General features: G+C 58.1%; 10 protein-coding genes and 1 tRNA gene. 5 read left to right on the forward strand and 6 right to left on the reverse strand.

The genetic code is table 11. The features are described from left to right. Positions 1-284 precede the first annotated feature (284 nt). From J3U87_RS34815 to J3U87_RS34825, 3 genes are all read left to right on the forward strand, one after another. Complete coding sequence (locus J3U87_RS34815) at positions 285-503, forward strand: helix-turn-helix domain-containing protein (protein ID WP_237380824.1); 219 nt, start codon at positions 285-287, stop codon at positions 501-503. Between the two features lie 57 nt (positions 504-560). Further along, positions 561-1,373, forward strand: coding sequence for a tol-pal system protein YbgF (gene ybgF / locus J3U87_RS34820; RefSeq protein ID WP_237380826.1), 813 nt, complete (start codon positions 561-563; stop codon positions 1,371-1,373). Between the two features lie 223 nt (positions 1,374-1,596). After that, positions 1,597-1,672 (forward strand) — tRNA-Ala (locus tag J3U87_RS34825). 271 nt (positions 1,673-1,943) lie between these two features. Here the strand turns inward: J3U87_RS34825 and ykgO are convergent. Beyond that, complete coding sequence (gene ykgO / locus J3U87_RS34830) at positions 1,944-2,093, reverse strand: type B 50S ribosomal protein L36 (RefSeq protein ID WP_237380828.1); 150 nt, start codon at positions 2,091-2,093, stop codon at positions 1,944-1,946. A gap of 106 nt (positions 2,094-2,199) precedes the next feature. Further along, positions 2,200-2,505, reverse strand: coding sequence for a 30S ribosomal protein S14 (gene rpsN / locus J3U87_RS34835; RefSeq protein WP_237380840.1), 306 nt, complete (start codon positions 2,503-2,505; stop codon positions 2,200-2,202). 778 nt (positions 2,506-3,283) lie between these two features. Between rpsN and J3U87_RS34840 the strand changes: the two genes are divergently transcribed. Together J3U87_RS34840 and clpA are read left to right on the forward strand one after the other, a co-directional pair. Next, positions 3,284-3,592 carry an ATP-dependent Clp protease adaptor ClpS gene (locus J3U87_RS34840; protein ID WP_237380842.1) on the forward strand — a complete coding sequence of 103 codons (309 nt, stop codon included), beginning with the start codon at positions 3,284-3,286 and terminating at the stop codon, positions 3,590-3,592. Between the two features lie 9 nt (positions 3,593-3,601). Next, positions 3,602-5,896, forward strand: coding sequence for an ATP-dependent Clp protease ATP-binding subunit ClpA (gene clpA, locus J3U87_RS34845; protein ID WP_237380844.1), 2,295 nt, complete (start codon positions 3,602-3,604; stop codon positions 5,894-5,896). A 464-nt stretch (positions 5,897-6,360) separates the two neighbouring features. Here clpA and J3U87_RS34850 read toward each other — a convergent pair whose 3' ends face one another. The 4 genes from J3U87_RS34850 to J3U87_RS34865 all read right to left on the reverse strand — a co-directional run bounded on the left by J3U87_RS34850 (position 6,361) and on the right by J3U87_RS34865 (position 11,774). Then, on the reverse strand, positions 6,361-7,749 hold the full coding sequence (locus tag J3U87_RS34850) for an HTTM domain-containing protein (RefSeq protein ID WP_237380847.1): 1,389 nt from the start codon (positions 7,747-7,749) through the stop codon (positions 6,361-6,363). Positions 7,750-7,762: 13 nt separating this feature from the next. After that, positions 7,763-8,923: an imelysin family protein gene (locus J3U87_RS34855; protein WP_237380849.1), complete on the reverse strand. Its 1,161-nt coding sequence runs from the start codon at positions 8,921-8,923 to the stop codon at positions 7,763-7,765. A gap of 148 nt (positions 8,924-9,071) precedes the next feature. Further along, on the reverse strand, positions 9,072-10,514 hold the full coding sequence (locus J3U87_RS34860) for a di-heme oxidoreductase family protein (RefSeq protein ID WP_237380851.1): 1,443 nt from the start codon (positions 10,512-10,514) through the stop codon (positions 9,072-9,074). A 9-nt stretch (positions 10,515-10,523) separates the two neighbouring features. After that, entirely contained in the window at positions 10,524-11,774 is a 1,251-nt protein-coding gene (locus J3U87_RS34865) for an imelysin family protein (protein ID WP_237380853.1), read from the reverse strand. Positions 11,775-12,559: the final 785 nt, after the last annotated feature.

A 12,559-nucleotide genomic window follows, 5' to 3' on the forward strand; every position in this document is an offset into this window, starting at 1 on the left:
TTCCCGCAAAAGCACCCAGCCAGATGCCCGTCCATCCACAACACTCTTATGCCAAGCAGGTTATAACTGAAACTCTGAGTTCGTTCGTTTCTTCCCTTGTTGGCAAAAAAGCAAAAGTGCTATTTTAGATTTAGGCTTTGTCAAGACAGCCCATGACTTCGATTCTGCCTCTGGCCCTCCTTCCGGGACCTTATCCTTTGCTGTGCCGCGGCCCCGGGCTCCAGCCTTAGCCCCCTCTTCCTCAGGGTCTGCCAGAAGCGGTTTCTCTGATCGCGAGTGACATTTTGCATCATAAATTATCCGAACTTGTTGCCGAACTCATCAATAACGATATCGATCTCCAATTCGCAAAGAAGGAGCTCGAATCAACCTATATCAGGGAAATCCTGAAACGCCACAACGGCAACATCGGGCTCTCGGCAAAGGCTCTGGGCATGCATCGCAACACCCTGTCCAAACGCATCAAGGACCTGAAAATCCCGCATCTCAAACCCGAAGTCTAAAACCGGTAACCCAGGTATCGCGTATCCGTTCCCCTCGGGTTACGGAGTACATGAGTCATGACGTACCAACCTCTTCTCCATATCCGCGGCGACCGAACCGGGTCCGCGGGCAAGAGTCGCGTCGCAAGGTGCCTTTTGGCCCTACTCGCGATGTCCACCGCCTGCGTCAAGGAACCGCAGACCGATCCATCACTCGAGGCCATGCAGGACCGGGTCGAGGTCCTCGAACGACAGCTCGTCGAAACCCAACGCACGCTGGCCGAACTGAAGCGACTGAACGCATCGCTCGAGGATACGTCGGACAAGGTGCCCGATCACACGCCCGCAGCGTCCGCCACCTCCGTGAATGACGAGCCTCGGTTCCAACCGGAACCCCGCGTGTACAGCGAAGACCTGCCCACCGACGCGGAGACGGCGCCCTCTTCCAGCGGGACGCACGCATCGGATTCCTCGACAATCGAGAGCTCGAACGAGATCGACCGGGCACCCCTGGTCGAAATGGGCATTTTCGATATCGACGCCAAGTACCAGGAAGCCTACAAGCACTACGAGGCCCGCCGCTTCAACGAGGCCAAGGCGATCTACCAAAACATCGCCAAGAACCACGCCGACCACAAACTCGCGCCAAACGCCCTGTATTGGCTCGGCGAAATCGAATACGATCGCGGCAATTACAATCAGGCGATCCTGGCTTTCCAAAAGGTCCTGGAACGACATCCCAAGTCCCACAAGGTTCCCGATGCCCTCCTCAAACTGGGCAAGGCGCGCGAACGGCTGGGGCAACTGGACGAAGCCCGCGAAGACTACCGCCGCGTCATCGAGCGCTACCCCGACAGCAAGGCCGCAAAGATCGCCAAAACCTGGCTCTGACCATGCGCCGGGCTTCCGCAGCTCCCAAGCCACCCGTCCCAGCCCAACGACCGGTCTCAGCTCGGCCCAACGGGCCGGTCAATTGACCCGAAAGCGGCGCATTCCCGTTTTGGGATCAGCACTAACCAGATCGATTCAGGGCACTTAGGAGATTCTCGTTTTTTTTCGATTTTTTTCTTGTGCAATCAGAATGAATACAGTATTCTAACGCCCGTCGCTTGATGGGGCCATAGCTCAGTTGGGAGAGCGTTGCACTGGCAGTGCAAAGGTCAGGGGTTCAAGTCCCCTTGGCTCCACCATCTTCCCTTCATAAAAAAACGACACACAACAAGCCACCTTCGGGTGGCTTTTGTCGTTTATGGGCCCAGCGAAACCCACTATCACAAGTCCGCCATCCACTCACAGGGCTCACAACCAAAACGACCAACTCCCGACCGCACAACTCCTCAGAGCCACCCCTCTTTCACACACAGGGCGGTATCTACCAAACATCACCGCAAAGCCCAAATAAAAAAAGCGCCGCTCACGAGGAGCGACGCCTTTTTCAATCTGACCGTGAAACAGCGCGACTTAGTAAAACTTCTTCTTACCAGGCTTGCCCTGACGCGCTTTGAATTTGGGGTTGGTCTTGTTGATGACGAACGTAACCCCACGGCGACGAACCACTTTGCAATCTTTATGGCGGTTCTTCACGGTTTTAATGGAATTCACAACTCTCATGCTGTTTTCCTCTTTCGATAGTTATCCATGAATCACTTGAGGCCGAAATCTGAATCGGCTCGGATTCAGCGTCGCGAATCTCGGCGACGCTCCATTCCAACGAGACTTACCAACTGGACTTGGTCACACCGGGCAACAAACCGGCGAGAGAGAGCTCGCGGAACTTGTTACGAGAAAGGCGATACTTGCGGTAGTTACCACGAGGGCGACCGGTAATCTCACAGCGCACGCGAACGCGTGTGGGGCTGGCATCCCGAGGAATGTTGTTGAACTTGCGAGCGGCTTCTTCGCGCTCGGCGTCGGGAGTCTCGGGATCGTTCATGATCTTGAGCAACTCTTTGCGACGCTCACGGTATTTTTCCACCATCTTCATGCGGTGGAGGTTTCTGGCAATTTTTGACTTTTTAGCCATTGATGCTCCTTGAGTCACTAACAAACAAAATTCTTGGTATTCGTGTTCTTCAAAAACAAAAAAAACGCGGTGTGGAAATCGGGGATCAGCAAGTATTCAAATCGGTTTGCTTCCTCTCAAAAAAATAACGGCGTATCGCGAGAGGCCCCAAAAAGGCCGTTGGTCTTTCCACAACCCGACCATACTAGCACGACCCTGACAAGATCACCTAACATGATTTTGCAAAGATCGAAAAAAAGATGTCGCGAAAACGACGCACCGCGTCTCGTCCGGGCGCCAAAAGCGCAAACCCGATACCAGATCGGGTACGAGTCACCCAACCGGATCGGATCGAAAGGGAACCGAACACCTCGCAAACTCGGTTATTCTAGTGGTCTTCAGGCCAGGCGACAACGATTAACTCCAAAAAGCGGAGGAACCCGCCGCAGTCGAACATGGTTTTTCGGTGAAGGTTTTTTTCTACCACCGAGGTCGCGGAGGACCCGGAGATTGCACCCAGGTGGTTACGGGGCGTCGGTCTCGTGCCCCGAAAGACGGAACCCAAGGCGGGATGTAAGCCGGCAGGCCGCAATCCATCGACACGCCACGGGTTCGAATCGCCTCGATCCCCGCCCCGGCGCGTCACGGCATCCCGGAGAACGACCCTCGCCTTCTTTCCGTTCGTCCAGGACCGCCGATTCGGGTAGCCTCCTTCGCCAACCACCTCACTTTGCCCAGGGCCTGGACGTGATATAAATTGGTGAGAAAACTGAATGCACGAGGAGCGTGACAACCGTTTATGGCTAAGTTCGACGAAAACGTTGAGGTCATTACCAAAGAGGAGACCAAGGCCAAGGTGCCTAAAAAATACAAGGTCATCCTCTTGAATGACGATTACACCTCCATGGAGTTCGTGGTCTATGTCCTCGAATCCATATTCCATAAAACGCCCACCGAGGCACACAATCTCATGATGTCCGTCCATACAACCGGAAGCGGTGTTGCCGGTGTCTTTTCCTTCGAAGTCGCCGAAATGAAAGTAGCGATGGTTACGGAAGCGGCCCGCCAGAATGAATACCCATTGCGTTGCGTTCTCGAAGAAGAGTGAGGTACACCCATGATCAGTAAAGACTTGGAACAGGCGATCCATCACGCCTACAACGACGCCAAACGTCGGAACCACGAGTTCTTCACCCTAGAACACCTGCTCTACGCGCTCCTTCAGACCGCCAAAGCCAAGGACATCGTCGTCAAGTGCGGCGGCAACGTGGAGCAATTGCGCAGCGACCTGGAAGATTACCTGCTCAACCAGGTCGAGCAACTACCGGACTCGGTGGATATCGACCCCCGTCAGACCCTGGCGATCCAGCGGGTGCTGCAACGCGCGGCCCTGCACGTCCAATCCTCGGGCCGCACCGAAATGGACAGCGGCAACGTCCTGGTCAGCATGTTTCGTGAAAAAGACTCCTACTCGGTGTACCTGATCGAAAAGCAGGGTATCAGCCGCTTCGACGTCATCAACTACATCTCCCACGGCATTTCGAAAGTGGAAGGCGATCACCACTACGAAATCGAGGAAGTGGGTGAAGCCGCCCGCGGCGCCGAGGGAGGCAAGAACCCGCTCGAGGCCTTCACGGTCGACCTGGTCGCACAGGCCGAGGAAGGCAAGATCGATCCGCTGATTGGTCGCGAAAAAGAAGTTCGCCGCACGATTCAGGTGCTGTGCCGCCGCAAGAAGAACAATCCACTCTACATCGGCGATCCCGGCGTAGGTAAAACGGCGCTGGCGGAAGGATTGGCCCTCATGATCCAGAAGGCCGAGGTGCCCGAAGTCCTGAAGGACGCGCGCATCTTCGCCCTCGACATGGGTGCCCTGCTGGCCAACACCAAGTTCCGGGGTGAGTTCGAGGCCCGCCTGAAAGGCGTGGTCAAAGCCCTCCAGGAAGTGCCCCACGCCATCCTGTTCATCGACGAGATCCATACCATCGTGGGTGCCGGCGCCACCAGTGGCGGCAGCATGGACGCGTCCAACATCCTCAAACCGGCTTTGGCCAGCGGGGAACTGAAGTGCATCGGCTCGACGACGCACGAGGATTACCGCGCCAGTTTCGAAAAGGATCGCGCGCTCGCACGGCGGTTCCAAAAGATCGACATCAACGAACCCTCCGCCGGCGAAACCTATCAGATCCTGCTGGGCCTCAAGCCGAAATACGAGAAACACCACAGCGTCAAATACGCCAACGAGGCCCTCAAATCGGCCGCCGACCTGGCCGCCAAACACATCAACCACCGCCACCTGCCCGACAAGGCGATCGACGTCATCGACGAAGTCGGGGCCGCGCAACAGCTCCACCCGGTCGAAGAGCGCAAGACGCTGATCGAAACGGCGGATGTGGAAGAAATCATCGCCTCCATGGCCAAGATCCCGCCCAAGACCGTGTCGACCACCGAAGGGGAGCGTCTTTCCAACCTGGAACGCGACCTGAAATTGGTGGTGTTCGGCCAGGACCAGGCGATCCTCGCCTTGAGCAAGGCCATCATCATGAGCCGTTCCGGCCTGCGAACCGGTGACAAACCGGTGGGCAGCTTCCTGTTCGCCGGCCCCACCGGGGTGGGCAAGACGGAAGTGGCCAAACAGCTCGCCCACATTCTCGCCGTCAATTTCGTGCGCTTCGACATGAGCGAGTACATGGAGAAACACTCGGTGTCGCGGCTGATCGGGGCTCCTCCGGGCTACGTGGGTTTCGACCAGGCAGGCCTGCTGACCGATGCGGTCAACAAATCGCCGTACTCGGTAATCCTGCTGGACGAAATCGAAAAGGCCCATCCCGACATTTTCAACATCCTGCTCCAGGTGATGGACCACGCCAGCCTGACCGACCACAACGGCAAGAAGGCCGATTTCCGCAACGCCATCATCATCATGACCAGCAACGCGGGCGCGAGCGACATGGCCTCGGGCAGCATCGGCTTCGGCGACAGCACCTCGGGCGCCAAATCCAAGGGCAAACAGGCCCTGGAAAAGTTGTTCACCCCGGAGTTCCGCAACCGCCTCGACGGCACCATCCACTTCAATCACCTGTCCAAGGAAATCATGGAAAAGGTGGTCGACAAGTTCATCGACGAATTGGATCACCAGCTCCTGGACAAGAGCGTCCAGCTCCGCCTCACGCCGCCGGCCCGGGCACACCTGGCCGAGAAAGGCTACGACAAGGCATTCGGCGCGCGGCCCCTGAGCCGGGTGATCGACCAGGACATCAAGCAGCGACTGGCCTCCGAGCTCCTTTTCGGAGCGCTCACCGAAGGCGGCACGGCCGTGATCGACTTCGCCGAAGGCGAACTGGTTTTCAGCTTCGAAAAGAATCCCTCGAACACCAAGACGATCCACAAAGTGGAAGAGTCGGCCATCTAGATTGGTGCCCATCCAGCACCTGGCGAACACCTGTCATCCGAGGTGGCATCGCTGGATGGGCACGCATTCAGATTTCAGGTATCGGGTCTCGGCAACGTCGGTATCCTAGGCACGCGAGACCCGATGTCCGACCCCAATTCGCAATTGGCCGGGATCTCCAAGGCAGCGTACCCGTTTTTTCCGGAAAGGTCCCGACGACCTTCCATACATTATTAATAGATCGTGCCCATCCAAAAACGGATGGGTGACCACTCCCAAGGTGGTTTGACTGGATGGGCACGCGATCAGGCCTCAGCGGGATCATTGTTCATAGGTGATTAGCTGACACCTGATGCCTGACTCTTGATACCAGTTGGCATTGAGAACCGACCGATTCAGGGGAGCCCTTTCAAAAAACCGCTGTTTCTGGATAGGTACTAGACAAACCTCACCCATGGCGCGCTGGATTTCCTCCGCGCTCCTTTTCACTGCCTGGTCAGTGAGCGAACCCGAGCGGCCGATTCCGGTTCGGGCAGGATCCAATGCTTGGGAAGCAGGGATTCGCGCTCGCGGAACAGGTCGACCTCGGGGTCGATCAACCGCCGGGCGCGCCTTCCGTTCCAGGACACCCACACATCGGCGAACACGGCCGGTTCGGCACAACCCCGCATCGCGTAGTGATCCCCCAGGAAATGGGCGAATTCAAGGATCATGTCCGGCTGGGTGCTCATCATCTTCCGCTGCTGCAAGGTGAGAAACGCCGCGGGATCCACCCGCCACTGCCTCCCGTCCCGACGATCGACGACGCGAAACTCGGCATGACCGGTTTTCTCCACCAACATGACGCGCCACGAAAACCGAAAACCCTGTTCGTGCCACAATACGTTGCCCGGATAGAGCAGGTACCGCATCGGCAACACCAACTGCACCAGGAAGAACAGACCCATGCCCCAGATGACCGCATTCGGGAAGGTGATCCGGGCAAGCCTATTCCCAGGCGAACCTGTCGCCTCGGCCAAACGCCGCGAACCGAACCAGGTCGCGAAGCGCTTCACCCACGGGCGTGGCCAGTCCGGCGGGAAGAACAGCAGGGTGCACACCATCATGACCCAGGGGAACATCCCGATGTAGAACAACATCGCTGTGGTGAAATGGAAAAAAATGACGGTCGCATAGGCGAAGGGCCGCGACCGCGACCAAAGGAGCCAGAACGGAATGGTGAGATCGTAGATCATGCCGCTCCAGCTCATGAAATAGGCGGTGAAGGAATGCCCCAGCAGCGAGCCGATGCCCTGCAAACCTGCATTGGCCCGCAACCAGGTGCCGAGCGGCTCGGCCTGGAACAGCCAGTCGGGGTTGACCTTGGCCAAGCCCGCGAAGAAATAGAGCACGCCCATCTGGAGTCGAAGGCACCACATGCACCAGGCCGGCACCTGATCGACGGCCCGATCGGGGCGCCGGAGGGCGTCGAGCGACCAGACCCGTCCGGCGGGCAACCAGATCATCAAAAAGGCGATCAGGCTGATAAAGTAGTAATGATTCAGGTAGTTGGTCTTATCGATCAATTCCACGTAGGTGAAGATCACGAAAAAGGAAACGATGGCGGCCCGGTAAAAAAGACCCGCGGCCACCATCAGGCCCAGAACGATCAGGGCGATGAACAGGGCGTGCATCCAGAACGACGGCAGGACCCGAACCCATTCGAATCCGAAATAGGTGAAATGGTATTCGGGAACCACGTAAAGCTCGTCGACCCAGCCTTTCAGCAGAAAACGAAGTGAGCCGCCGGCCATCATCAAACCGAAGCAGATGCGAAAAACGCCAAGCGACGCCGCATCGACCGGCTGCATCAATCGTTCGCGCACGCCCTTCATCCCGCCGAGCTCCTCAATCGCCGTCGTTGTCGTTGAAGGTGATGGTCACCCCCATGACCCCGGCCATGTCGGTTTTGGTCAGGACGATCAGTTCGCGAACTCGTTCGGAAAGCGCGTCCACCAATTCGGAGCGCTCGGTGACCGCCTGGGTCAGCGTCAACCCCTCGGCCTCGATGGCGTCGATCGCGGCAAAGATGTCGTCGTATTGCGAATCGATCGAGGACCCGAGATTTGAATTGAGGAACGTCAGGTAATCGTCCAAGCCCAAGCCGTCCTGTCCACCCAAACGCCCGAAAATCACGGCACGCGAGGATTCCAGGTTGGCCCGCATCAGCACCAGTGAGGTGTGGCTGTAGGGCGCTTCGACGGTTTCAGGACGCGGTTCACCACCGGTGTCGTCACCCAACGGCTTGCCGATTTTGGTGTTGCGAACGTCCTCGATGCGAAAGACCACCTGATTGACCAGCACCGACAGTGCCGACTGGAACGAAGGGAAGGTGTCGTTACCGGTGCGGGCGGTTTCCCAGGCCTCCAGGTAGTCCTGGCCTTCGGGCGCGTAGATCAGTTGGATCTGGGCGGCCACTCGGTTCAAATCGACGGCGATGCCCACCAGGTAGTCGCGCCGCCGGGCCGCATCGGTACCGTCGCGCAACCGAGCCAGAGTGTCTTCCACGGAACCCGCTTCGAACAGCAGGTATTCCATCGCCGGCAACCCTTTGGAAGCGGTGCCCAATTGGACCATGTGATCGGCATCCAGCACGTCGGATCCGGCCACGACCGACTCTACACTGTTCGGCCGCGTCGGCCAGAAATAGGCCTGGTTGTCCCAACGCTCATCGGATACCGGACCGAATTGGTAGGTCTCGGTCGTATTCCACGCTCGAGAGGCTGCCAACCATGCGTCGCGCAGCTCCTGGAGCCGCACATCGTCGGGTTGATCGCGAAACGCCTCGGCCGCGGTTTGCAGGTCGCCGCATTCGGCGGCAAAGGTATCGAACCCCTGAATCATCTGGTCACCGGTTTGACTCAAGAAACCGTTGAAGTCGAAGGTGGGGTCAGGCGTCGTACCGCCGCCGGTGTCACCTCCACCGCCTCCCCCGCCCCCGCAACTCACAAGTGCGGCCAAGGCCGAAAGAGATGCGACAAAAAGCGTGGTTCTGATCGCTCGTATCATGACATATATCCTCAAGTCAGCTCTTCCAAGCGCGCTACGATAACCGGTTTCCCAGGGCGCGCTGAAAACGGCGGACCAGGAGAGGCCCGCCTTGGTTTTCCGATGGGTCACGCACACGCATCGAGGATCGCGAGGCGATCCCGTAGCGTCACAGTGATCTCAAAAAGGCGATCAAATCGTCACGATCGCTTTTCGGCATCGTGCGAAACGCCTCTTTGGCCGCTTCCGCCTCGCCGCCGTGCCACAGGATGGCTTCGGCGAAGCCACGAGCGCGGCCGTCGTGCAGCAGGTTGTCGTGGCCCGATACCGTTTCGTTCAGGCCGATGCCCCAAAGCGGCGGGGTGCGCCATTCGGAGCCGTTGGCCAGAAAGTCCGGTCGCCCATCGGCGAGTCCTTCACCCATGTCGTGGAGCAGCAGATCGGTATAGGGCCAAATGAGTTGCTCCGAGAGTTCGGGGAAATCTTCGAGGGTCGCGGTGGTGTACTTCGGGGTATGGCAGTCGGTACAGCCGGATTCGTAGAACATTCGCTTGCCGTTCAAGACGTTGGCGGCACCGACGTCGCGCCGTGCGGGCACGGCCAGGGTCCGCGAATAGAAAACCACCTTGTCCAGCGTATTCGCACTGAGTTCGGGCTCGCCGCCATTGGGTGCGGCCACGCAATCCTGTTGGGCGTCGGAACAGTTTTCCGTCGGGAAGAGGGAGGAAGTGATGCCGATGTCGCCCAGGAAGGCGCCGGCCGTTTGCTGGCGAATGTCCGGTTGATTCGATTTCCAACCGAATCGACCCAAGACCGTTTCTCCCGCTTCGACGTCCCACACAAAATTGGCTTTGCCCGAGATCCCATCGCCGTTCGCGTCATCGGGATCGGCGGCCGCCAATATCGTATCGGCCGGGATGAACTCCAGCAGGCCCAAACCGATCATCGCCGGCGCCACCCGCGGGGAGATCAGCAGATCTTCGCGAAACGACCCGTAGGCGGGATCGCTGATGGAATAGGTCGGCCGTCTCAGGCTGTAGGTTTCGCCATCCGAGTAGGTTCCGGAGATTTCCTCGTACTGGACTTCACCGAAGCCCTCCGGGGCCACGCCCGGAATCGAGGCGCCGTTGAGCTGGGTTCCATAGATCGGATCCCCGAGAGGACCGCCGTTGGCGTCTTCCCCTGGAACGCTCAACCGGAACAGCATCGAGACGAGAGCGTCGCCCGGGTTTTCCGGTGGACGTCCCCGACCGTCACGAAGGTGACAGGACGAACAGGAACGCGCGTTGAAAAGCGGACCCAATCCGTCCCTGGCCTCCGTGGAAGCGGGTGCGATGACCCAGTTTTGTTCGAAAAACGAATTGCCCACCAGGAAGTCGGTGCGGCGTTCGGCGCTCATATTGCGCGCCGAGAGACCGAATGCGTTGGGGCTGGTTTCGAAGACGGTGGTTCCGCCTCCACTCAATTCTTCGCCTGCCTCGGGCGCGGTAAAACGGGGATCCACCGTGGGTGGGGTTGTGGTGTCCCCGTCATCTCCGCTCGAACTACAGGCAAGTGCGCACAGCAGTAGCAGGCACGGCCAATACCGCGCCCAGGAATATCCTCGCTCCATGTCTACCGCCTATTCTTCCAAGTTCAGAGTGATATCCAATGCTTCCGCGATGGATACGATGAGGGTGGTTTGCGCACGAAGCTCGTCCACGGCAACCTGCACGATCGGACGGCCGGATTCAGTGCGGATCGCCTGGTCGAAGGGCACCGGAATCGCCGCACACGCAGTCTCGACGGTATCCAATTGAGCCAACATTTCTTGATTGAGGGTATCGTCGACGAAGCTCATCAACTCGTCGAGACCGGGTCCGTCGTGCACGACGCCCGACGTCGTTTCGAAGCGACCCAGGTACACGTTCTTGATGCCCAGCGCATTCATGATGATGTCGATGTGGGTGTTGTCGCTGAAGCAGCTATGCTCGTCTTCCTGTTCGCGGGTGTCCAGTGCGACTGCCATGCGTTCGCCGGCCAGTTCCGCCCCGGAAAGACTGCCGATGCCCAACAACATGCTGCGCAACGCCTCGTCACCATCAGCCACGAAGGTCTCGCGGTAGTTGCCGGACTGGTCGGGCGCCCAGGCGCCGACCAGGAACTGCAGGTCTTCGATCAGCATTTCGGTCACGAGCAACAGGTATTGGCCGCGGCGATCCTGGTTGGAGGCGGCGGCGTCCTCGAGAACGAAGTCGACGTGGCTGCGCTGACCGGGACCGTCCACGAAGCCGTCCTGGCCCCAAAGAAGGAATTCGATGGCGTGGAAGCCGGTGGAGATGTTGGCCTCACCGTCTTTCTCGTTGAGGTCGCGCAACAGCTCCTTGGTCAATTCGGGAAAATTCACGGGATCGTTGACGATGCCGGTATCGGGAAAACCGGTGACGTAGTCGATGTAGTTTTCGTCGAGGGGCCAGGCGTTGAGCGCGCCCTCGGGCCCGTTTGCATCGTCGATCGGGCCGTCGTAGAAGCGGTAGGATTCCGTCTGGCCGTAGGGTACACGTGCGGCGAGCCAGGCTTCCTTGGCCGCGGCGTGGGTTTCCGCATTGGGATTGTTCACGAACGCCACAATGGTCGTTTGCATGGCGGAAGCGAGCTGGAGCGAATCCAGGTAGGAAGTATGCACCAAGGTCGCGTAGTTCTCGGCGATATCGGCCTTGAGATTGTCCAAGTTCGGAGTGGTAGGCGTCGGGTTTGAGTTGTCATCGTCGTCGGAATCACTGCAGGCAAGCGTGAAACCAAGAAGAACGACGAGGACGAGACGAACGAAAAGGGCGGCATGTGCCGTCAGGCGGGCACGCCTGGAAGCGTCGGCGTAAAGAGAAAAAGTCATCAGAAGATCCTCAAAATACATACTTCTAATAATGAGACTAAGTATCAAAGTCAACCAAACCTAAATCATGGGTCCAGCGACTGTCAACCCTTTTCCCCAATGACCATTCGCGCCAGATCGTCCTACCCGGCTTCTCGATGGGGCGCGGCCCACCGCCATACCGCGACCTGCGCCGACACACAAACCGTGAAAGACTTGTAAGATGCGTACAGGCCCGTGATTCCCCTGATCGAAGCCAACCTTTTTTCATCTCAATCCCGGCGCTCTTAAAATGGGGCGCCGCTTTTTTTGTGGGTCGCATCCGAACGGTTCCTGGGCCGTGGTGGGCCGTACGCTGAGGTGCGAGGCCCACCAACGACGGGGCAGGAACCCGAGTATGCTGAAAGAATGAGATGTGGGGGATTTACCGGGCTATGTCGAAAAGGCACTCAGAATTCGTTCATGCGACAACCCCCTACAGGTTGCAGGCAAGCGAAGAGGAACATCTCTTCAATTCGTGAACAGAGACAGGGATTGAAAAAATGGGGCTAGTGATGTTTTGAAAATGCCTACAACCAAGATAAATCACAAAGCCGCGAAATTCAAAGGTTTTTAAGCGCGAGGTGATGGGGGCGACATCCCAATCCATCGTTTTCCAACGACCGCGGAGCCCGTCCACTCCCCATCGACAAGCGAGCTCCGCGGAAATGTCATGCGGCGCGTGTCGGAGCACGGAGAAATTGACAACGGCAGCCGATCATGATTTCATATTTCAACATCTATTAAAGTGTCCGGCTTAAAACTGG

Origin of the sequence: Sulfidibacter corallicola, from assembly GCF_017498545.1 — a bacterium.
Lineage (GTDB): Bacteria > Acidobacteriota > Holophagae > Acanthopleuribacterales > Acanthopleuribacteraceae > Sulfidibacter > Sulfidibacter corallicola.

What these genes read in the sequence shown, in the direction of transcription:
- ybgF (WP_237380826.1), top strand. Translation starts at nt 561, where the DNA reads ATGACGTACCAACCTCTTCTCCATATCCGCGGCGACCGAACCGGGTCC.
- ykgO (WP_237380828.1), bottom strand. Translation starts at nt 2,093, where the DNA reads ATGAGAGTTGTGAATTCCATTAAAACCGTGAAGAACCGCCATAAAGAT.
- rpsN (WP_237380840.1), bottom strand. Translation starts at nt 2,505, where the DNA reads ATGGCTAAAAAGTCAAAAATTGCCAGAAACCTCCACCGCATGAAGATG.
- J3U87_RS34840 (WP_237380842.1), top strand. Translation starts at nt 3,284, where the DNA reads ATGGCTAAGTTCGACGAAAACGTTGAGGTCATTACCAAAGAGGAGACC.
- clpA (WP_237380844.1), top strand. Translation starts at nt 3,602, where the DNA reads ATGATCAGTAAAGACTTGGAACAGGCGATCCATCACGCCTACAACGAC.
- J3U87_RS34850 (WP_237380847.1), bottom strand. Translation starts at nt 7,749, where the DNA reads ATGAAGGGCGTGCGCGAACGATTGATGCAGCCGGTCGATGCGGCGTCG.
- J3U87_RS34855 (WP_237380849.1), bottom strand. Translation starts at nt 8,923, where the DNA reads ATGATACGAGCGATCAGAACCACGCTTTTTGTCGCATCTCTTTCGGCC.
- J3U87_RS34860 (WP_237380851.1), bottom strand. Translation starts at nt 10,514, where the DNA reads ATGGAGCGAGGATATTCCTGGGCGCGGTATTGGCCGTGCCTGCTACTG.
- J3U87_RS34865 (WP_237380853.1), bottom strand. Translation starts at nt 11,774, where the DNA reads ATGACTTTTTCTCTTTACGCCGACGCTTCCAGGCGTGCCCGCCTGACG.